Genomic DNA, 22,298 nt, shown 5'->3' with positions numbered 1-22,298 from the left:
AATGGGAAAATTAAAGGAAGGATTTTTCAAATATCAGGCGCAAACAACAAATTTTGCATCTGGTTTTGAAGTTGATTACGCAAAAGGCTCTTATATCTATGGAAAGGATGGAAGAGCTTATCTTGATTTTGTGGCTGGCGTTTCGGTGAATACACTTGGACATAGCCATCCGCGCATCAATCAAGCGATTATAGATCAGGTAAACAAATATATGCATGTCGCTGTTTATGGTGAATATGCGCAAGAAAAACCAGTTGAATTATGTAAGCGACTGGTTGATTTAACACCAGAAGGATTGGATCAAGTCTATCTGGTAAATTCTGGAACAGAAGCGATTGAAGCTTCGCTTAAATTAGCGAAACGTTTTACAGGTCGTCGTCAATTAATTTCTTTCCGAAATGCCTATCATGGGAATACACACGGTTCGTTAAGTGTTTCGGGGGATGAACATAAGAAAGCTGCTTTCCGACCATTGTTACCAGAAGTTTATTTCATTGAGTTTAATAACGAAGAAGATTTACAAAAAATTACCAAAGAAACAGCTGGTGTTATTGTAGAAAGTATTCGTGGTGCTTCTGGTTTTAGGTTGCCAGAAAATGATTTCTTTATCAAGCTGAAAAAACGTTGCGAAGAAGTTGGTGCATTATTGATTATGGACGAAATTCAACCAGGTTTTGGACGTACAGGGAAATTATTTGGTTTCGAACATTTTGGAGTTGTGCCAGATATTGTAGCGATGGGAAAAGGCATGGCGAGCGGTTTGCCTGTTGGTGCGTTTATGACTTCTGATAAAATTATGAGTTCGTTGAAACAAAATCCTCAATTGGGACATATCACGACTTTCGGAGGAAATCCTGTGATTGCAGCAGCGGCTTTGGAACTACTAAATGTTATAGATGATGAAAAATTAATGGATGATATTGATCGAAAAGAGCAATTATTCAGAGAAAATCTTCAGCATCCAAAAATTAAGAAAATTCATGGTAAAGGTTTGATGTTAGCTCCTGAGTTATCATCGCCAGAATATACGTTGCGCGTTCAGCAAGAATGTATGAACAGAGGTTTGATTCTTTTCTTTTTGATGTATAGCATCGAGAATTTACGAATTACACCGCCAATTAATATTTCGGATGAAGATATTATAAAAGGTTGTGATATCTTAAAATCTGTATTAGACGATTTAGATTAAATTTTAATAAATAAAAAAGAGAATCAATTATGATTCTCTTTTTTATTTAACTCTTTCTCCCATACAACAATATTCTCTTAAAGGAATAAATTGCAGGAAAAGTTTTGTAATATTTCTTAATTCTCGTTTTGAATTCTGTAGTAAATAATTCTTGCTGTTCAGTGGTTAAGCGCTCTATATAAGGAATCAAGGCAGAACCAGATATAAAATTATAAAATTCTGTTTCGTCATTTCCGTAAATTGGATAAACTTTCATGTTAATGTTCAAATCCTTCAATCCATTATCAAACATGATTTTCGCATAATCATCTATCGTTAACATAGGTGAATCTCGATGAAAATTATTCAGAAAATCTGTAAAAGGTTTTTCTCGTGCTAAATCACTCAAAATAACATTCAATACATTATCTTTTTGACAAGGCATTTGCACCGCAAATTGTCCATTATCATTCAGTTTTAAGATTAATGTGGGAAACAATTTTTCATGATTATCTGACCATTGTAACGCTGCATTACTAAAAATTAAATCCCAATTTGTATTAGAATTTGCAAATTCTTCAATTGTTTTTTGCTGAAATGTAAGATTGGCTAAATCAAATTCTTTTGACTTTTCGAGCATTTCTTTAGAAGAATCAATTCCTAAAAAATTAGCGTATTCAAATTTATTGGCAAGAATAGCTGTTTGTTCACCAGTTCCACAACCAACATCGCCGCAATTTTTCAAATTATCAGCAGAAATCAAATCCGCTAAATCATAAAAAGGTTGATAACGAATATTTTTGAATTGATTATAAATTTCGGGATTCCAAGGCATTTTATTAAGTTTTGAATGTGATTAAAGTTAATGAAATTTTATAATATTTATGATTAATATAGATTTTAACATATAATTATTCTAAAATGTCGTTTATTTGAATTTTGTAAGAATAAAGATGAGTCAAGAATTAGAAACTATTGCAGATTATTATAATAAAATTAGTTTAGAACAAGCCGAATTGATGAATTCTGCTAACTTTGAACACGATAAAGCGCATTTTAATATTTCTTTGCGCAAATATTGTAGTTTTAAAAGTCCATATAGTCGGCGAGATTATTACAAAATCAGTTTGTTGATTGGTGAAGGAATTTTTAAATATGGAAATAATGAAAGATATATTTCTAAACCAGTTTTATTTCTTCCATCTCCGCATATTTCTTATACTTGGGAATGTAAATCGAGTTTGCAAGAAGGTTATTTTTGTTTATTCAATCAACAATTTTTTTCTGAAAATAAAGAGTTTGACGTCTTCAAAAAAACATCTTTGTTTAAAGATTGGAGTTCTCCTTTTATTGAGATTTCGGATGAACAATTGCCTTTGATTTTGTCTTATTTTCAGGAAATGTATCGTCTTAATCAATCCAATTATCAATTGAGATATTTTAGTATTCGTAATCATTTATCTGCTATTTTTCATTATGTTCTAGAACAAAAAGTTGATGAAATACATGCGGTTGAATTGCCATCAAATGTGAGATTGTATAAGAAGTTTGATGAATTATTAAATAAACAATTTCCACTAGATTCACCTGCTCATCCACTTATTTTGAAAACACCAGCTGATTTTGCAACGAAATTAAATATTCATGTAAATCATCTCAACTCATCTGTGAAATCTGTAACAAAACAAACAACGACACAAATTATTAAACAGAAAATAGTTGAAGAAGCTAAAAACCTGTTGTTGTACACTGATTGGGATATTGCGCAAGTTGGTTATACATTAGGTTTTGAGGAACCTGCTCATTTTAATAATTTTTTTAAAAAACATACTTTAACTTCTCCATTAAAATTTAAACAATAAAATTAATTTATTTGATTTTTGTAATTTTTTATTTGTCTTTTTTAATTCCTCAATTTCACATTCATTTTACTTTTGCATAGTAAAAAATGATTTATGTTGAGAGAAGCATCAGAAAAAAGGAAAAAAATTATAAGTATACTTGGTTTCTTTTCGATTCCAATTTCGGGATTTGTAACAGATATCTATTTGCCGTCATTTCCGTCGATGGCAAAATCGTTGATAGTTCCAGAAAGTAGTATTCAATTAACTCTGACTTGTTTTTTATTGAGTTATGGTTTATCTCAATTGTTTATTGGAAGTATTTTGGATGCAATTGGACGATATTATCCAAAAATTGTAGCATTATTTGTCGTATTAATCACAAGTTTAGTTATCGCGAGTACAGATAGCATTTTGTTGATTTGTTTTCTTCGAATTATTCAAGGAATTTCAGTTGCGATTATTGTTATTGCAACTCGAGCACTTTTTATTGATATTCATACACCAGAAAAGGCGAAACATTATTTAGGTTATTTCACGATTGTTTGGTCATGCGGACCTATTTTGGCTCCATTTTTAGGTGGATATTTAGAAAAGTTGTTCAATTGGCATGCGAATTTTTATTTTTTAGCTATTTACGCTGCTTTAATTTTAATTTTTGAATTGATTTTTAGTGGGGAAAGTATTGTTGAAAAGACTAAATTGAATTTGAAAAACGTTATTGATACTTATAGAATGATGCTTAGCAATCAATTATTTATAGTTGGAATTATGATACAGGCTGTTGCTTATTCTATTGTAATGATTTTCAATATTATTGGTCCGTTTTTAATTGAAAATACCTATCATTTTAATTCTGTAGTGATTGGTTATTCAACTTTAATTTTAGGTTTTTCGTGGATGATTGGCGGATTTGTAGGAAAGAAAAGAATGCATCTTGACTTTAAAGAAAGTATAGCTTTACCTATTATTGTACAATTAGTTTTGATTTCTCTTTTGATTATCGCAGGTTTCTTTGTTCAAAATCTATTTGTTTTATTATTCTTTGCGTTTTTCATTCATATTTGTTCGGGAATTTTATTCACATCATTCTTTACTTCAAATATGATGGCTTTTCCTAAAAATGCTGGTGTTGCTGGTGGTTTGATGGGAGGAATGACGTATATTATTACTTCGCTTACAAGTTTTATTATCTCAAGTACTGGTAAAGTTGATACTCAAAATGGGTTAGCAATCCGATACTTTATTTTTTCATTTCTATTATCTCTAATTATTTACCTTATGTATAGAATGAAGAAATCAACACGAAAAAAAGCCATAATTGTATAATTAAATCCGAGCGAATGCTCGGATTTTTAACATATTATTTTCTTTAAATACTCTTTTAAATCTTAAAACCAAATTCTTAAGGTTTATTAAACGTTTAAATTTCTTGTAACTGTTAACTTTTTTATGACTTTTAGTTAAAGCTTTCTTAATTATTAAGTAACACCATATTGTGAGGTAAAAAATAATTTTGGGTTTCAAATAAAACATATACTTGAAACTTAATTTATTTCAACTATCAGCAGTTGTTTTTGTGATGGGAGCAACTACTGCAGTTTATGCACAGGGAGATTTAGCAGGTATATCGGGAAAAATTACTGATGCTAATGGTTCGGATTTGCACAATGTAACCATTGTTGTGAAAAATGAATCGACAGGATTTACAGCTTCTACGAAAACGAATGAAAAAGGAGAGTATAACTTAAAGCAGTTGCCATTAGGTTTTCCTTATACGGTTACTATTATTTCGGAAGAGCATGGTGAGGAGATCTTAGAAGGTTATAGTTTGAATCAAGGAGATTTAATTTGGGTTCCGTTCAAATTTACAAATGGAACGACTGAATTGAATGAAGTGATGGTAAGTGGGCAAACTTTAAAAAGTTCTATTAAACAAGTTGGTGCGTCTACTTCTGTATCGGCAAAAGATTTACAAACTTTACCTGTAAATGGACGAAACTTTACGTCGTTAATAGACCTATCTCCTTTAAGTAATGGTTCGAGTATTGGTGGACAATTAGCATCTTCGGTAGATTATACGATAGACGGAATGTCTAACCGTGGAACAATAGCTGGAGGTTCTACCTCATCTTCTTATTCTATTTCAATGGAAGCAATCCGAGAATTTAAAGTAGTAACAAATGAATATGATGTGACCAATGGACGTGCTGGAGGTGGAACTATTAGTACAGTTACTAAGTCAGGAACTAATAAATTAGAAGGAAGTGCTTTTTTGTATGGTCGTACAGATTGGCTTTCTAGTCCATACGACATTCGTGGAAACAAAAGAGACAACGAATTCTCTACATATCAATATGGATTTTCTTTAGGTGGACCAATAAAGAAAGATAAAGCTCATTTCTTTGTTGCTTGGGATAGACAGGTAGATAAACGCCCTTTATTTATTGCGAATATTAATAACCCAAGTGATGAAGCTCTGTATAACGTAACGCAATCAACATTAGATCAATTTTTATCTATTGCACGAGAAAAATATGGTGTATCTAATAATCCTCAATTTGGATCATTTGATAAAAATAAAGATACAAATGCTGCATTTTTACGCATTGATTGGCAATTAAATGCTCGAAACTTATTGACATTACGTAACAACTTTGTTCATGAAAAAGATAAACTTTCAGAAGGAGATAATACAAGAATCAATATGTATGAATCGTATATTGATAGAAAAAAAACAGACAATAGTTTGATGTTATCGTTAAGAACTGATTTTAATAATGACATTACTAATGAACTGAAAGTTCAACATTTTATAGAACACCAGAATATTATCCCTTCAAGTGAATTACCAAGCCAATCGATTCCGCGTGCAATTGTGGAAAGTATAGGATCTCAAATAGGAGAAAAAACACAATATACAAACATACAATTAGGTGGACAACGCTTTTCACCAGAATGGTTTAAAGGGAATGTGATACAATTAGTTGATAATGTATATATTAATAAAAATAATATTAAGTATACGCTAGGAGGAGATTTTTCTTACTATCATATGAAAAATGTATATGGAAGTGAAATGAATGGTCGATTCTATTTTACTGGAATGGATAATTTCAAAAATATGACTCCTTATCGTTATGCGCGAGAAATTCGACTAACAGATGATCCATCAACAAAGATTAATCAATTAGCATCAGCTGTTTATGGACAATTGGAAACAGAAATTCTTCCTGGTTTAGATTTAATGGCTGGAATTCGTTTTGAGAATATGCAATATCTGAATGCAGCGAATTACAATGAGGTTGCAGATAAACAATTGGGGGTAAGAACAGATAATAAAATTAATACATGGCAACTTCAGCCACGTTTCCAATTAACATGGGATATTAATCAGAATAGAAAAGATTTTGTGAAATTTGGTGGAGGTATTTTTGGTTCTTCACTAAATCCATACTCAATGATTAACAATATGTTGTTTGATGGAACAAAAGTCGCAGCAGTAGATATAGTAGGAGATTTAGTTCCTACTCCAGATTTTATTGATTATAGACAAAATCCTAATCATGCACCAGGAAAAGATTTGTTCGATAATCCTGCAATAGAGAAACTAATCACGATTAATGCAAATAGTAAAGACGCTAAAGTGCCGACGGTTTACAAATTAAATGCATCTTATAATCATTTCTTTAGTGACCGATTAAGGGTTGGGATTAGTGCTTATGCTAACTGGGCACGAAATAATTATATGTACGTTGATCGAAATATGGTCGACGAACCCTTTTTCAGAATAAAAGAAGAAGCTAATCGAGGAGTTTATGTACCTGCATCTACAATTAACCCTATAAATGGTGTTGCCAATTGGGTTAATGGACGTAAAACAAATGAATTGGGGCGAGTTTTAGAGTTAATTAGTGATGGTAAAAAAGATCAATATGCGATTGTGTTAGATGGAACATATCGTTATTTTAAAGATGGGCAAATTTCTGTTTCATATACATGGAATGATTCAAAAGATAATACCTCTTATAATGGAAATGTAGCTAACACTGCAACTCTAAGTTTAATGGTTGCGGAAGATCCAAGAAATTTAAGTAAAATGAATTATTCAGATACACATTTCCGTCACAAGTTAGTTGTTTATGGACAATCTCCAACTTTTTGGGGAATGACTGCAGGTATTCGTTTTAGTGGAATTGGAGGAACACGTTATTCATTGGCTGTTAATGGTAATATGAATGGAGATTTCGTAAATTCAAATGATTTGGCATACATCTATGATCCTAATGCTGCTTCAACTCCTGAATATTTAAGAAAAGGAATTCAAGCTATTCTAGATAATCCTGAAGTTGAAAAACATACGAAAGATTATATTCGTAAAAGTTTTGGAAAAATAGCCGAGCGAAATGGTGGAATTAATGGTTTTTCAGGAACATTTGATTTAAGATTAGCTAAAAAGATAAAAATTGTAGATAAGCATCGTTTTGAAGTTGCAGTAGATATTTTTAATGTAGCTAATTTAATGAATAAAGAATGGGGAGTAGGACCTAGAATAGGTAAACAAAATATTTATTCTATTAAGAGTTTTGATACAGCTAATGAACGTTTTGTTTATAATGTAAATACGAACACAGGTAAAACGAGTTATGCATTCAATCCGTATCAAATACAAATAGGATTTAGATATAGTTTTTAATATTTCAATTCACATGAGAAAAATACATTTATGGTTTGCGTTATTAGCTACAGTTACTGTGGCTAATGCGCAATTAAATACCGTTGATATCAAAAATTTTGAAGACTTGAAGTCTTATTTCAAACAAGACCAATCAAAACCAATCATTATTTCAGGACATAGAGGAGGTATGATGCCTGGCTATCCAGAAAATAGTATTGAAGCTTTTGAAAAAACATTGTCAATTATACCTTCTTTTTTTGAGATTGATCCACAATTGACGAAAGACTCGGTTTTAATTCTTATGCACGATGATACATTCAATCGAACAACAAATTTACAAGGAAAGGTAAAAGAGTATACCTATGCTCAAATAAAGAATGCAAGATTAAAAGACCGAGAAGGAAATTTAACTGATTTTAAAATTCCGACACTAAAAGAAGCTTTGGATTGGAGTCAAGGAAAAACTATTTTTCAATTGGATAATAAAGGTGTTCCGTATGCAACTTATGTGAAATTTCTGAAAGAAAATCCTTATCCTAATGTAGTTTTAGGTTTGCGAAAAGATGATGAGGTTGCTTATTATGCAAAACATCTTGAGTATGTAATGTTTATGAAACCTTTTCATTCGATGAAAGATGTTGAAAGTTTTGAGAAACTAAATGTTTCGTATGATAGAATGATTGCTTGGATTGGTTTGGAAGTGAAAGAAGAACAAAAAGAAATGATAGCTTATTTGCGTAAAAAAGGTGTTATGGTGATGATTGCCATTGCGCCTTCTACGGATAAATTGCCAACCGATATAGAAAGGGCAAGGGGTTATATTCAGCATTTAATTTCTCGACCAGATATTATTGAAACAGATTATCCTTCGCAATTCATTAACTACAAGTAATTTTATTAAAATATTTAGCAGAATACATCCTATTTGTTTCGAATAGGATTTTTTTTTGGTTAACTAAATTTATTTCAGTTGTGCATTTTTCATGTAAAAAGATTCTTTTCATTTTGTGATTTTAGAGTCTTGGATGATTACAGCCTTATTATCTTCTTGAGAGGCTATTTTCTTCATTTATACAACAAGCTTTGTGAGTTAAATGCTTAATATATGGTATTATATTTTATTTATTTGTAAATTAGTCATTATTAAATAATTACCAATGTGTGTTGTTTTTATAAAAGCTGTAGTATGAAGGAAACAGAATTTACATTTTTGGAACTTCAGCAAATCTATGCGGAGTTTGTAGAACGTTATAGTACAAAGGATTTTAAATTGACTAAAGATGAGTTGATGACGGATCAAGAGGTTGCTGAATTGTTTGGTATATCTGAAAAGACTCTGGATAGGTGTCGCAAAAAAGGTGAGATTAAGTTTTTTAGATTAGGTTCTAAGAACTACTATTTGAGGAGTTTATTGTTTTTGGATATTTTGAAGAGGTATAATGATTGACAATTTTATGTAGGTCATTTAACTTTAATATTCCTAAGGCTAAATATGATTAGATTATTTTAGCCTTAGGAATATGTTTTTAAGTACTAATGGCACCTAAATAAACTGAGTTTGACACTTGGTCTTCTGTTTGTGAACGGAAGGCAATCCAAAAGTGTAGGGTTTTACCTATTTGAAAGTTGGATAGGCTTAAAGTGTAAGTTTCGTTCATTCGTTCTGTTGCATTTTCAATAAAAAATGTATTGTTTTCGTTTTCTACTGCTACTAATATTTGCAACATATCTGTAGCTGTGTCTGATGTGGGTGAAGCATTGTTCTGCCAGTTTATCTCGACCATTGCGGCTGATACTAAAGTAATAGATAATGGAATGGCGGCTAATAATGCACCTTTGGAGAAACAAATATTTTGGTAATTTGGTGTTATAGTGGCTGTTGAATAGTCTATTACAAGGTTTGTTGTGATGTTGGTAAACGCTTGATTGTAAGAAGATCGCATGCCTGTACGATAACCATAGTGTTTGCAAGCATAGGCCCTGTATGAGGTCATAAAGTCTATGGCAAGTTTCATTCTTTGCTGAACGAGTAATTGTTTTTCTGATGGTGCTTTGGTTCTTTTTTTAGGTCTGATTCTTGAAATCTCGTGACCATTTACATTTGCTACAACTATACGCCCTGTGCGTCCTGAAGAGCCTGCTAAAAGTGAATCATAAATTTTTCCCATTGTTTTATTTTTTTAGGGGTTATTATGCTAAAGTTCAGCAATATATATTGACAAAAATTCTATTTTCTTAAAATTTCTCTAATTGTCAGGTTTTTTCCTTATTTTTCTTTCTTTTTCCTTGGTTATCTGTTTTTGTCTTTTCTATTAATTGATTATCAATTGATTATAGGTTATGTACTGTTTTTATGTGTTTGTTTTTTCGATGATTCTTCGATAGTTCTTCGATGGTTTTATATCTATTCTATATTTGTTCTTCGATGTTTGTTCGATGTTTGTTCGATGAAGTGGAGTAGAAGTTTTTATGTAGAAAATATGTAGAAAATTTTCATAATGTTTGTTTTGATTGGCTTTGTTTACAAAAAAATATAAGTGCAAATGATGTTATATTGACAAAAAAGGTGCTGCTATATAACTAAAAAATCCGAGCTATGAGCTCGGATTTTTTATGTGTGAATGTATAATTATTTTGCTTGTTTATCAATTTCGTTTTGAATTATTTGCCAATCATAGATTTGGAATGTTTTTCCATTGCTCATAGCAACAAAGAAACCTTTTGGGAATTTAGTTCCAAAATTGAAGTTTATAGCATCAGCTCCGTCACATTCGATAGTAGAAACTGGGATTTTAGCAATCAATTTGTGTTCATTCGGATTTGAAGCTTCACCTTGTCGTTTGTATACATTAAAATAATTTGCTTGTTGATCCGAAATTAAGATATAGCCATCTGTTGCATTGGTTTTATAAATTGCAATTCCTTCGTGGTCGCGTTTAAAATCTTTTTGCCCAAAAAATGCAATTTCTTCGTTTCCTTTTTCTGGATCAGCATAATATTTTCTAATTCCTGCTGTTTCGTCAGCATAATAAATAAAGCCTAATTCTTCGTCAACTGCAATGGCTTCAATCTCTTTATTACCCGAATAATTTCCAAATTTGCGTACTAAAGTTGCTTCTATTTTTCCGTTCTTGTTTTCTAATGCATATTGATGTAGGTATTCGCCACTTACACCGTCTTTACGACCAACGATTGCATAAAACTTGTTGTTTTTGCTTTTGTAGAGCGCAATTCCCATTGGGTCTCGTAATGTTTCGTCTTTGAAAACTTCGATTCCGCCATCGTCAATCAATTTAAAATCTGGAAGCGAAACAATTCTAATTTTATTGTTTGCACGTTCGGTAAGTACTGCAATGTCTACGTTTTTTCCATTCAGAGGAAAACCGTACATAACATCTACATTATTTGGACGATTAAGTGGAACGATTTGGTTTACGATTTTACCATTCAAATCATAGGCATATAAACCGCCCGTTTCTTCTTGTTTATCTGTTCCAATAATAAGTGATTTTTCAGGATTCTGATAATTGATCCAAATTGCAGGATCATCAGTGTCATTTGGTGTTTGCTCTGTTGTAACAGTTGGTTTTACTGCATTTGTAGGAACTGGAGCCAGTTTAGAGGATTCACAAGAAAATAGAATAGTGAAGAGTGATAATGTGATGAATATTTTTTTCATAATTGTTTAGAAATCAAATTTTAGACCTAAAGTAAAACGTGGTTGATAATACTCAACTTTTTTCAAACGATCAGAAACACCTTGGTAGTAGCGTAATGGTTGGTTTGTTAGATTATTTGCTTCAATAAAAATACGTAAGTATTTATTGAATTTATAAGATGCATTTGCATCTACAAATAATTGTTTATCATAATATGAATCTTCGTCTGCATTACCACCAATCTCGTCTAAGTAAGATGATGTATAGTTCATAGAAACACGAGTAGAAAATCTTTTATTTTCCCAAGCCAATGATGCATTAAACATATGAGGAGCAGCTTTAGGTAAATCTAAGTCATTTCTAACATCTCCATTTTCATTTGTTATTCCTTTTGCTTTAGATTTCGTGTATGTATAATTAAGATAAATCCCTAAATGTTTAAAGAAATCTACTGGAATAAAATCTAATTGTCTTTGTATTGCAGCCTCAAATCCCCATACATTTACATGATCTCCATTTCTAGCTTGTTTATATTGCCATGTTTCACCTTCTGGAATTGGATTAGCTAAATTTGGATGTAATTGAGTAAAATCATTTGATGAAAAAGAGTTATTTCTGTAAGTATAAATAAATTTATTTAATCTTTTATAAAAGAATCCTCCAGATACAATTCCAATTTTGTCAAAATAATTTTCGGCCATAATATCATAATTATAAGCATAAGTTGCTTTTAAATCTGGATTTCCTTCTGCGATTTCATAATTTTCTTGTACCACATTTATATAAGGAACTAATGCATAATAATTAGGACGAGCAATTCCTGTTGTAAACGCAGTTCTTAAAATAAAATCCTTTGTAAAGTTATGTTTTAAAGTAATACTTGGTAAAACATTCAAATAATCAGTTTTATTAGAAATTTGACTTACTAAATCTTTTTTATTTTCAACGTAATTCCCAGTGTAATCAATATTTGTATTCTCAAATCTTACTCCGGTAATAATTGATGTATTTTCAAATAAATCTTGATCCCAACGAATATATCCTGCTGTAATTCTTTCTTTAGCGTTATAATTACCAGATAAATATTCCGAAGGATCTAGAGTTTCTCTAAATAAAGATGAATTTTTTAAATCTAAATTTCCTAAATATGAGTTTGAAACAAATGTGCCTGGTACATATTTAGAACCTGGATTGAATCCATTTCCACCATAATATGATGTAGGAACTTCTCCCAAACTTCCGAAACCATCAATAGGTTTATATGAATAAAAAATATCGTTTCTTTCTTTATCTTTTATACGTAATCGTCCTCCAAATCTCAATCGTCCTTTTCTATTTTCTATAAGACTAAATGGAACTCTAAAATTAATTTTAGCACCAAATTCAGATTCATCTGTATTTTTTCTATTCTCTGTAATTTTTCCTAAAGAATATTTTGATAAATCTTCTCCTCCAACCACAGAAATAAAAGGATAATTACCATCTGACAAGTCCTCGTTTAAACTTACATTTTTTTGACGATAATCTATATAACGCTCATTAGGTCTATCTTCACTAGCTTTTGAATAAGAAATTCCCCAATCCATATCCAATTTTGGAGACAACAAATGTTCACCTCTTAAAGAAAGATTATAAACACGTTGATCCTCTAAACGTGTATTCTTGTTTCTATTATTGTCAATACCTCCTTTAGTTTCTCTACGGATTTCTCCGGTATAGCCCACTAAATTACCATTATCATCGAAGTTTTGCTTTATACCATTGTATCTTGTTCTATATCTATTCTCTCTATCATCACGCCAATTATACATAGCAGTAAAATCAATACGATTGTTTTTATTAAATATATAGTCAGATGAGATAGAAAAACTTCTTCTTATACGTTGTACATCATATTTACGAATATCCATTTGTGATACATAAAAATCATCATTTTTACCTTTCTTCCAAACAGCTTGTATATTATCAGAACCATAATTTTGTTGTTGATAACTTGCTGATCCTACAATACCAAGTTTATTATTAAAAAATCTATTTCCGTATATAAATGCAGTATTATAAATGCCTTTATCTCTAATTGGAGCAAAACCTCCAGAAGCAGTGAAAGAAATTCTTTCCTTATTGGGTACTGCACGAGTAATTAAATTTACTGAACCTCCAATCGCGTCAGCATCCATATCGGGAGTTAATGTTTTATTTACCTCAATGGTAGAAATCATATCTGATGGAATTAGATCCATTTGTACATTTCGGTTATCACCTTCGGCAGATGGAATACGATCTCCATTTAACATGACCGAATTTAATTCGGGTGATAAACCTCTAATGATAATGTTTCTGGCTTCACCTTGATCGTTTTGCATTGTAACTCCAGTCACACGTTTTAACGCATCTCCGATGTTAGAATCGGGAAAACGACCAACTTGATCAGAAGATATTATATTTGTAATATTGCCATTACTCTTTTGTTGATTTAATGCTTTAGCTTGTCCTTTTAAATAATCACCTAAAATAACAACTTCATTTAGTTCGTTGTAACCTGCGTTTAGAGAAAAATCAATAACGGCTGTTTTATTTTCGGTAACTTCTATTTGTTTTGAAACGGTTTCGTATCCCAAATAATCAATATAAATGGTATAAATACCAGGCGTAAGATTTAGAAATTGATAATTACCATTTTGGTCAGATACAGTATATTTATTGGAATTCTCGATGCGAATTGTAGCTCCTGGTAACGAAAATTGATCGTTAGAATCTATAACTTTTCCTGAGATAACGCCGCTTTGAGCCAAAACGAATGGACCTAGAATGAATAAGGAGAGTTTTAAAAGATGTTTCATTAGAAATTAAATTTCGTCAAAAATACACTTGCTATATATCTTAATTGTTAAATATTTATTAAGAAATATTTAACAATTATAAAATTACTTCAATCATTAGTATGTAATTTGATATTTAATCTAGCTTTTTACTAATTTTAGATGCGTAGTAATTGTTACTTTTGCATGAAATAAAACTTCTGATGTCGATTGCTGAATATTTAAAATTCAATCAAAAAATAAATTATAAAAACGAAATATTAGCCGGCTTAACTGTTGCTATGACAATGATTCCTGAATCGCTTTCGTTTGCAATTTTAGCTGGTTTATCACCTTTAATAGGTTTATATGGTGCATTTATCATGGGAATTGTAACGGCGGTTTTTGGAGGAAGACCAGCGATGGTTGCGGGTGGAGCAGGTGCTACCGTTATCACTTTAATCGCGTTGAATGCTACGTATGGTGAGCAATATATTTTTGCTGCGGTTGCTTTAGCAGGAGTTTTCCAGATAGTAGTTGGTGTTTTCAAATTAGGAAGATTTGTTCGTTTAATTCCTCAACCTGTTATGTATGGCTTTCTAAATGGTTTGGCGGTTGTTATTTTTATGTCACAAATAGAACAATTCAAATCAACTACGAATGGAATAACGAGTTGGTTGAGTGGTACACCTTTTTATACGATGGCTGGATTGACGCTAATTACAGTTCTGATAGTTTATTTCTTTCCGAAATTAACGAAAATTATTCCAGCTTCTTTGGTTGCAATTCTTGTGACTTTTCTATTGGTAATCGGATTTCATATTGATACAAAGACTGTTGGTGATATTGCGAGTATCAAAGGAGAACTGCCAAGTTTTCATATTCCGAGTGTTCCGTTTACGTTAGAAACCTTGAAAATTATTTTGCCTTATTCGATTATTATGGGTTCGGTTGGGTTAATTGAAACTTTGCTAACGCTTACTTTGGTGGATGAGGTGACTGAAACGAAAGGTTCGTCGAATAAAGAATGTTTGGCGCAAGGTGCTGCAAATATTACAAATGGTTTTTTCGGTGGAATGGGAGGTTGTGCAATGATTGCTCAGACATTTGTTAATTTAGATGCAGGTTCTCGTTCGAGATTAGGACCAGCAATTGGTGCTATTACTATTTTGATTATTATTCTAATTGGCGCTCCAGTGATTGAGAAAATCCCAATGGCAGCACTTGTAGGTGTAATGATGATGGTTGCGATTTCGACTTTTAAATGGGGATTTTTTAAATTAATAACAAAAATGCCAAAATCGGATGTGTTTGTAAGTATTTTGGTGGCGATTATCACGATTGTGTTACATAACCTTGCTTTGGCTGTTTTTGTAGGTGTTATCGTTTCGGCTTTGGTTTTTGCTTGGGATAATGCAAAACGTATTCGAGCACGTAAATTTGTTGATGAAAATGGACGAAAAATATATGAGATTTATGGACCACTTTTCTTTGGTTCGACTTCTACTTTTTTAGAGAAATTTGAAATTAATTCTGATCCAAGAATAATTGTTATAGATTTGAAAGAGAGTAGAATAGTTGATATGAGTGCAATTGAATCTTTACATATTATTACATCTAAATATGCACAACAAGATAAAATTGTAATTTTGCGACATTTGAGTAAAGATTCTATTCGATTATTAGAAAATGCAAAAAGCGTTATTGAGGTAAATATCGAAGAAGATCCAACTTATAATGTGATGCCGAAATAAAAAAGTCAGCTTTTTAGAAGCTGACTTTTTTTATAAATATCGTTCATTAATTACATTCATATGATGGATGGAATGACCAGCCATTACATAACCGATTTTCTCAACAGAATACTCTCGATTACCAACTTTTCCTATTTTGTTTAAAGTTTGATCATTAAAAGATTCAAACTGAAAGTAAGTTGCTTTCATCAAATTAGTCCATTCTTTTATTAATTCTTCAGGCTTTCTTTCATTTGCATTCGAAGTCAATACATAGGCGTTTTCATCGAAGAAATTTAATGTTTGTGAATCTTCTCTCGCAATATGTTGCGCACGATAAGAAAAAATACGTTCGCAATCTATACAATGTTGTATCATTTCTTTGATCGTCCATTTACCTTCTGCATATGCATAATCCCATTTATCTAATTCTGTTACAATTATTAATGTTTTCTTGATGTCAGCAATACGTGTCTGTAAAGCATCTACAACTTCTATTCCATCGTAAATAGAAGTATAATTGTCGTGGTTTATTGTATTCATTTTTCAGTAATTTTTTAAAATTTAAGGATAATTTGATGGAGTTATTTTAAGTATTTGTTAAAAATAAACCTTCATTTTTTTGAATTCATTTTTGATTTTAATAAAAAAATACGATTCTTTTAGAAATCATAAATCTTGTATTTGATAAATTTATTTTCCTGAAAATCGTTGTTAAGTTTGAGTTGGAAAGTAATTTTAAAAACATAGAATATAAGCGCATGATTTCTAACTTATCATACTCAAGTGGTGCATCACAATATCCTCTTTTAGGAGAAACAATTGGCGAAAATTTACGAAATACAGTTGCAAAATATCCGCAACAAGAGGCTTTGGTTTGCGTAGATCAAAATTATAGAGCGACGTATACAGAATTTTATTCACAAACCGAACAAATAGCAAAATCATTGATTGCAATTGGTTTGCAAAAAGGAGATCGCGTAGGTATTTGGGCGCCAAATCGTGCGGAATGGACATTGTTACAATATGCAACGGCCCGTGTGGGAATGATTTTGGTTAATTTGAATCCTGCTTATCGTGAAAATGAACTCGAATTTGTATTAAATCAAGCTGAAATTTCTGCAGTTTTTGCTTCTTTAAGCTTCAAAACAAGTGAGTATAAAGTGATGTTGAATAATGTAAAAGAGAATGCGAAATTACTAAAACATATCATTATTTTTGAAGAAAATTGGGATGATTTTTTGATTAAAGGAGAAGAAATTTCGACTTCAGAAGTGCATCAAATAGAGCAATCTGTTCAGTTTGATGATGCTGTAAATATTCAATATACATCTGGAACAACAGGCTTTCCAAAAGGAGTAACTTTAACGCATCATAATTTATTGAACAATGGTTTTTTTATTGGTGTTCGATTAAATTATACGCATCGTGATCGTGTTTGTATTCCTGTTCCATTTTATCATTGTTTCGGAATGGTAATTGGTAATATGGCGTGTACTTCGCATGGCGCTTGTATGGTAATTCCTTCGGATAGTTTTGATCCTGCAAAGACTTTAAATGCAGTCGAAATGGAAAAGTGTACATCACTTTATGGAGTTCCGACGATGTTTATTGCGGAATTAGAATTACCAAATTTTGATCGTTTCGATTTAACATCTTTGAGAACTGGTGTAATGGCTGGTTCGCCTTGTCCGATTGAAATTATGAAGAAAGTGCAAGCTAAAATGAATATGAAAGAAGTTTCGATTTGTTATGGGATGACAGAAACTTCGCCAGTTTCTACACAAACTATTATCGGAACACCTTTAGAAAAGCAAGTTTCGACGGTTGGAACAGTTCAAGATCATTTAGAAATTAAGATTATTGATCCGCAAACAGGAGATATTTTACCTCGTGGAATTGCTGGTGAATTTTGTACAAGAGGTTATTCCGTCATGCAAAAATATTGGAACAATCCGGAAGCAACTGCGCAAGTTATTGACGAAAATAATTGGTTGCATACTGGTGATTTAGCGACTATGGATGTTGATGGTTATATTAATATTACTGGACGAATTAAAGATATTATTATCAGAGGAGGAGAAAATATTTCACCAAAAGAGATTGAAGATTTTTTGTACGAACATGAATCAATTTCTGATGTTCAAATTATTGGCGTTCCAAGTATCAAATATGGAGAAGAAGTAATGGCTTGGGTGAAAGTGAAAGATGGTATTAGTGTAACAGAAGACGAATTGAAGGCTTATTGTTTATCCATTGCTCATTTCAAACGTCCTAAATATTGGAAGTTTGTACAAGAATTCCCTATGACTATCTCAGGGAAAATTCGAAAAATAGAAATGAGAGAAGTTTCTATAAAAGAATTAGGTTTAGAAAATGCACGAAAAGTGAAAACATCTTAAAAAAAGTATTAAAATCTATATCAAAAGTAGACTCAAAAATAATAATTTCAATTATCTTTGAGTCTATTTTAATTTTACAAAAATAAACGATCTAAACGATGTCAAATATCTTATTAATCGAAGATGAACAGGCAATTCGCAACGTTTTGAAAAGCATTTTAATGGACGAAAATCCAAAATGGAATGTGGATGAAGCTGAAAACGGAGCTATAGGGCTTGAAAAAATAAAAGAAAAAGAATACGACTTAATTATAAGTGATATAAAAATGCCGTTGAAAGATGGGATGGAAGTTTTATCGGAAGCGATGGAATACAATCCTGATTTAACAATGGTGATGATAACGGGGCACGGAGATGTTGATTTGGCTGTAGATGCGATCAAAAAAGGTGCGTACGATTTTATCTCAAAACCACCAGATCTTAATAAATTATTGACGACTGTTCGTAATGCTTTAGACCGTAAATCGTTGCTATCTTCGAACAAAGAATTGAAGAAAGAAAACAAAGCATTAAAGAAAAAAGTTGCTAAAAAATATGAAATGATTGGTGATGCTCCTGCAATTGCAGAAGTGAAACAAATTATAGATAAAGTGGCTGCTACAGATGCTCGTGTATTGATTCTTGGTCCAAATGGAACAGGAAAAGAGTTGGTTGCACATCATTTACACGAAAAAAGTAATCGTAATGTAAAACCTTTAGTTGAAGTAAATTGTGCTGCAATTCCAGCGGAATTAATTGAAAGTGAATTATTTGGTCACGTGAAAGGGTCGTTTACCGGAGCTGTGAAAGACAAACAAGGTAAGTTTGAATTAGCAAATGAAGGAACAATTTTCTTAGATGAAATAGGGGATATGAGTCTTTCTGCTCAAGCAAAAGTTTTGCGTGCGCTACAAGAAGGAAAAGTTTCGCCAGTTGGTTCTGAGAAAGAGATTAATGTAAATGTTCGTGTAATTGCTGCAACAAATAAAGACTTACGAAAAGAGATTGAGGAAGGTCGTTTTCGCGAGGATTTATACCATCGTTTAGCGGTAATTATCATTAATGTTCCAGCACTTAATGATCGTAAAGATGATATTCCTGCTTTGGTTGAACATTTTATTACTGATACAACAAGTCAAAAATCTTTTGATAATTCAGCGTATGATGCTTTGAAAGAATTAGATTGGTCAGGAAATATTCGTGAGTTAAGAAATGTTGTTGAACGTTTATTGATTTTGGGTGATGATCCAATTTCGAGAAAAGATGTTGAACAATTCGTGAAAAAATAATTCATCTCAGATGAAAAAGATTTTCTTTTTGCTATTTATCAGTCAACTCTTTTTATTTTCTTGTAAAAAGGACAATGTAGAAGTGGATAAAAGTTCAGATAGCTTATCGCATGAAGATGTATTGTCTTTAGAAAAAAATTCTGTTTTTACAAATGAAACGCTTGTTTATAAGGGTGTTTTTGAAGGAAAATATTTTGGGGATAAAATTGTTTTGAAATTAGCAGATGATAAATTTACTGCTGAATACAAAGGTCAATCTTATAACGGAGAATTATTCAAAAAAGATGATGGATCGTTGATGGAGATTGATTCAAAAAAGAAAAAATTACCTTTTCAATTTTTACGTTGGTCGGACAATTCGGAGATTATGATTCTCAATGAAGATGGAATGGCTGATGATAATGGTGAAAATTATTTAACAAGAATTTCAGACAAATGAAAATAAAATTTACATGGATTTTAAGTCTTATTGCAATTACTTTTTTAGTAAGTTGTAATTCTTCTTCAGCCAGTAAAAATGATGAATTAGGAAAACGTTTTTTCGAAAATTATTCATCTCGAAAAGATTACAAGAAAATGTTGTCTTTTTACAATGATAGTTTGGTATATGAAAATGTAGCACAATATTCGGGAGGTTCTACGGTAGACCCGCGTTATTTATTGAATGATATTATTCGTTGGAGTGATCAAACGATGCAATATGAAAATAATAAATTATTGAAAGTAAATGAATTATTTTCTAACGATTCGATGATTATTGCAAACGGAGAATTTTCGCCTTATACCTATAATGGAATGAAGTTTCCAGCGATGAAATTCACGACATATTTGTATTTAGATCAAAATTCGAAAATCAAAAAACAAGTTGATTGGTTTAATTATCCAATTGAGGATATTATAGAGTTGTATCAATTGCAACAAGGTCAAGACAAAATAAAACTAGATAAACAATAGTTTTTAGTAAATCCAGTTAGAGTTTTTTAACTGGATTTTTTTATTTTTAGATATGATAAGAATTGCCGTAGAAAATGATATTCCTGAACTGAAAAGAATGATGATAAAATTGTTACAACATCATCAAGAGTTTAATGCATTGTATCAAATAGATTTGACCTACAAACATGATATTGATGATTTTTTCAAGGGAATTTTACATCAACAGAATATAAAAATATTTGTAGCCGAAATAGAAAATCAGTTGACGGGATATATTATTTGTTCGAAACATCTTCGTCCGAAATATTTTGTGATTAAATCAAAAGGAAGAATAGATTCGTTGTATGTTGATGCAAATTATCGCAATCAAAACATCGCTTCTAAATTGGTTAAAGAAGCGATAAATTTCTTGAACGATCAAGCATATATTGAATTAGAATTTACAGCTGAAAATCAATTTGCAAAAGGTTTTTGGCTGAAAAATGGTTTTGAGATTTTGAATCATCAATGTATTTTGAAATTGAATTAATATCAAAAAAAAAGCTCCAAAATAGGAGCCTTTAATTTATTGTTCAGAATTGAAATAGACTTTATAATAATACATTTTCTTTTCTTCGTCAAAACCACGCTCCAAATATTCTTCAGCTGCATCAGGATTTGTCAAATCTAATTTGATGTTAATCTTTGTATCTAATTTAATTTCACTTTTAATTTTCTTAGATTCTTTCATCAAAGTTGGAACTGAAACTTCGAAAGCTTCCACAAATTCAACACGATTATTTTCGCTATAATCTTTCTTATATTCTTTGAATTCATCAATAATTTCGAAAGGTTTCAAAACTTGATCTTCAAAAATTTCATTCGTTACAACTTCATTCGAATTCAACACATTTATCGAATTTGAGATAAATTCTGCTTGTTGTTTTTTGTCTGTTTTATCCAAAAGAAAATCATTCGAGAAATCTGTAATCAACTCCATATATTTCTTCGTATGGTAATTGTTATCCTTAATCAAATCAATTTCCAAGAAATTTTTCTTCCAATATTCTGACTCCACATTTTTATCATCGATAGAGTAGACGCGGAAACCTTCGTCGCGATAAGCATCAAGAATAAGACAGGCTTTGTCGATTCCTTCTAGCTTATAACCTTTCCAAATGTTGTAATCTAAACCACGCGATTCGTCGAAACGCAAGAATTTCTTCTTATTCTCTAATTTATAAATTCCAATTCCACGGCAAGGAATTCCGTCGAACATCATATTTTCGAAAAGGGCAATAAAAACTTCACCACTTTTGATCTGCGGATGCAATGATTTCTCGTATAAATGACTTAAAACTTCTTGCGAAAAATCGATAAAATCTATTTCTTCATCAAACATTTGCTTGCATTGATTGTACAAAACATTAAATTCTAATTTTTCTGTATAATGCGTGAAACGATTAATTTCGAGTGTTTTTTTGAACGGACTTAATAAGAAAGGAACCAATTGTTCTTCCTTAGATTCATCGTATTCTAGTGTTTTATCGGCAAAAATGTTAGCTTCTTCTCGAACTTTATGTCCAACTTTTTGTAAACTAATAAAGGCGATGTAAGCATTTTTAACGTCAATCATTTTATATAATTTCTTAAAAACAAAAGTAATCAATTCAGAAATCAATACAAACGATGTCAGGAATAAAAATATTTAACAAAATTGTCAAACAAAATTGTTAATGCAATTCATTGAATTTGAATGGCTTATAAATTATTTTGATTATTATAACATTTTCTATGGTTTAAACTTATAATTATGGCACGGAAATAGTATTAGGA

General features: G+C 31.2%; 18 protein-coding genes. 12 read left to right on the top strand and 6 right to left on the bottom strand.

Features of this window, described 5'->3' with window-relative positions:
- Nucleotide 1 precedes the first annotated feature (1 nt).
- The gene (locus G0Q09_RS03215) at nucleotides 2–1,189 is read left to right on the top strand and encodes an aspartate aminotransferase family protein (protein WP_219033947.1); all 1,188 of its coding nucleotides are present in this window, start codon (nucleotides 2–4) and stop codon (nucleotides 1,187–1,189) included.
- Nucleotides 1,190–1,235: 46 nt separating this feature from the next.
- Here G0Q09_RS03215 and G0Q09_RS03210 read toward each other — a convergent pair whose 3' ends face one another.
- On the bottom strand, nucleotides 1,236–2,003 hold the full coding sequence (locus G0Q09_RS03210) for a methyltransferase domain-containing protein (protein WP_219033946.1): 768 nt from the start codon (nucleotides 2,001–2,003) through the stop codon (nucleotides 1,236–1,238).
- Between the two features lie 118 nt (nucleotides 2,004–2,121).
- On the opposite strand from G0Q09_RS03210, the gene G0Q09_RS03205 reads away from it, so the two are divergent.
- The 5 genes from G0Q09_RS03205 (at nucleotide 2,122) to G0Q09_RS03185 (ending at nucleotide 9,134) form a co-directional block, all read left to right on the top strand.
- A complete protein-coding gene (locus G0Q09_RS03205; protein WP_219033945.1) occupies nucleotides 2,122–3,030 on the top strand; it encodes a helix-turn-helix domain-containing protein in 909 nt (302 codons plus the stop codon).
- A 93-nt stretch (nucleotides 3,031–3,123) separates the two neighbouring features.
- Entirely contained in the window at nucleotides 3,124–4,338 is a 1,215-nt protein-coding gene (locus G0Q09_RS03200; protein ID WP_125349467.1) for an MFS transporter, read from the top strand.
- 211 nt (nucleotides 4,339–4,549) lie between these two features.
- Nucleotides 4,550–7,705: a TonB-dependent receptor gene (locus tag G0Q09_RS03195; protein ID WP_219033944.1), complete on the top strand. Its 3,156-nt coding sequence runs from the start codon at nucleotides 4,550–4,552 to the stop codon at nucleotides 7,703–7,705.
- A gap of 13 nt (nucleotides 7,706–7,718) precedes the next feature.
- On the top strand, nucleotides 7,719–8,579 hold the full coding sequence (locus G0Q09_RS03190) for a glycerophosphodiester phosphodiesterase family protein (RefSeq protein WP_219033943.1): 861 nt from the start codon (nucleotides 7,719–7,721) through the stop codon (nucleotides 8,577–8,579).
- Nucleotides 8,580–8,873: 294 nt separating this feature from the next.
- Nucleotides 8,874–9,134: a helix-turn-helix domain-containing protein gene (locus G0Q09_RS03185; protein WP_125349469.1), complete on the top strand. Its 261-nt coding sequence runs from the start codon at nucleotides 8,874–8,876 to the stop codon at nucleotides 9,132–9,134.
- Nucleotides 9,135–9,213: 79 nt separating this feature from the next.
- Here G0Q09_RS03185 and G0Q09_RS03180 read toward each other — a convergent pair whose 3' ends face one another.
- The 3 genes from G0Q09_RS03180 to G0Q09_RS03170 all read right to left on the bottom strand — a co-directional run bounded on the left by G0Q09_RS03180 (nucleotide 9,214) and on the right by G0Q09_RS03170 (nucleotide 14,186).
- Nucleotides 9,214–9,855 (bottom strand): DUF6266 family protein, encoded by a 642-nt coding sequence (locus G0Q09_RS03180; RefSeq protein ID WP_125349470.1) that lies wholly within the window; start codon nucleotides 9,853–9,855, stop codon nucleotides 9,214–9,216.
- A 461-nt stretch (nucleotides 9,856–10,316) separates the two neighbouring features.
- Nucleotides 10,317–11,366, bottom strand: a complete 1,050-nt coding sequence (locus tag G0Q09_RS03175; RefSeq protein WP_219033942.1) for a phytase — start codon at nucleotides 11,364–11,366, stop codon at nucleotides 10,317–10,319.
- A 6-nt stretch (nucleotides 11,367–11,372) separates the two neighbouring features.
- A complete protein-coding gene (locus G0Q09_RS03170; protein ID WP_219033941.1) occupies nucleotides 11,373–14,186 on the bottom strand; it encodes a TonB-dependent receptor in 2,814 nt (937 codons plus the stop codon).
- A 182-nt stretch (nucleotides 14,187–14,368) separates the two neighbouring features.
- Between G0Q09_RS03170 and G0Q09_RS03165 the strand changes: the two genes are divergently transcribed.
- On the top strand, nucleotides 14,369–15,898 hold the full coding sequence (locus G0Q09_RS03165; RefSeq protein ID WP_115000408.1) for a SulP family inorganic anion transporter: 1,530 nt from the start codon (nucleotides 14,369–14,371) through the stop codon (nucleotides 15,896–15,898).
- 30 nt (nucleotides 15,899–15,928) lie between these two features.
- Here the strand turns inward: G0Q09_RS03165 and G0Q09_RS03160 are convergent, their stop codons facing one another.
- Nucleotides 15,929–16,420 carry a DinB family protein gene (locus tag G0Q09_RS03160; RefSeq protein ID WP_084106811.1) on the bottom strand — a complete coding sequence of 164 codons (492 nt, stop codon included), beginning with the start codon at nucleotides 16,418–16,420 and terminating at the stop codon, nucleotides 15,929–15,931.
- A 218-nt stretch (nucleotides 16,421–16,638) separates the two neighbouring features.
- Between G0Q09_RS03160 and G0Q09_RS03155 the strand changes: the two genes are divergently transcribed.
- The 5 genes from G0Q09_RS03155 (at nucleotide 16,639) to G0Q09_RS03135 (ending at nucleotide 21,012) form a co-directional block, all read left to right on the top strand.
- Nucleotides 16,639–18,279, top strand: coding sequence for an AMP-binding protein (locus G0Q09_RS03155; RefSeq protein ID WP_038330517.1), 1,641 nt, complete (start codon nucleotides 16,639–16,641; stop codon nucleotides 18,277–18,279).
- Nucleotides 18,280–18,377: 98 nt separating this feature from the next.
- Nucleotides 18,378–19,547 (top strand): sigma-54-dependent transcriptional regulator, encoded by a 1,170-nt coding sequence (locus G0Q09_RS03150; protein WP_038330518.1) that lies wholly within the window; start codon nucleotides 18,378–18,380, stop codon nucleotides 19,545–19,547.
- Nucleotides 19,548–19,557: 10 nt separating this feature from the next.
- Entirely contained in the window at nucleotides 19,558–19,986 is a 429-nt protein-coding gene (locus G0Q09_RS03145) for a hypothetical protein (RefSeq protein ID WP_038330520.1), read from the top strand.
- Nucleotides 19,983–20,501 (top strand): hypothetical protein, encoded by a 519-nt coding sequence (locus G0Q09_RS03140; RefSeq protein ID WP_038330521.1) that lies wholly within the window; start codon nucleotides 19,983–19,985, stop codon nucleotides 20,499–20,501. Before G0Q09_RS03145 ends, G0Q09_RS03140 begins: the two co-directional genes overlap by 4 nt.
- Before the next feature lie 52 nt (nucleotides 20,502–20,553).
- A complete protein-coding gene (locus G0Q09_RS03135; RefSeq protein WP_038330524.1) occupies nucleotides 20,554–21,012 on the top strand; it encodes a GNAT family N-acetyltransferase in 459 nt (152 codons plus the stop codon).
- A 36-nt stretch (nucleotides 21,013–21,048) separates the two neighbouring features.
- Here G0Q09_RS03135 and G0Q09_RS03130 read toward each other — a convergent pair whose 3' ends face one another.
- Nucleotides 21,049–22,098 carry a nucleoid-associated protein gene (locus G0Q09_RS03130; protein ID WP_038330727.1) on the bottom strand — a complete coding sequence of 350 codons (1,050 nt, stop codon included), beginning with the start codon at nucleotides 22,096–22,098 and terminating at the stop codon, nucleotides 21,049–21,051.
- Between the last annotated feature and the right edge of the window lie 200 nt (nucleotides 22,099–22,298).

Source organism: Empedobacter falsenii, assembly GCF_019308355.1.
GTDB lineage: Bacteria > Bacteroidota > Bacteroidia > Flavobacteriales > Weeksellaceae > Empedobacter > Empedobacter falsenii_B.
Note: the sequence above shows the minus strand (reverse complement) of the source record. Positions and strands in the feature narration are given on the sequence as shown.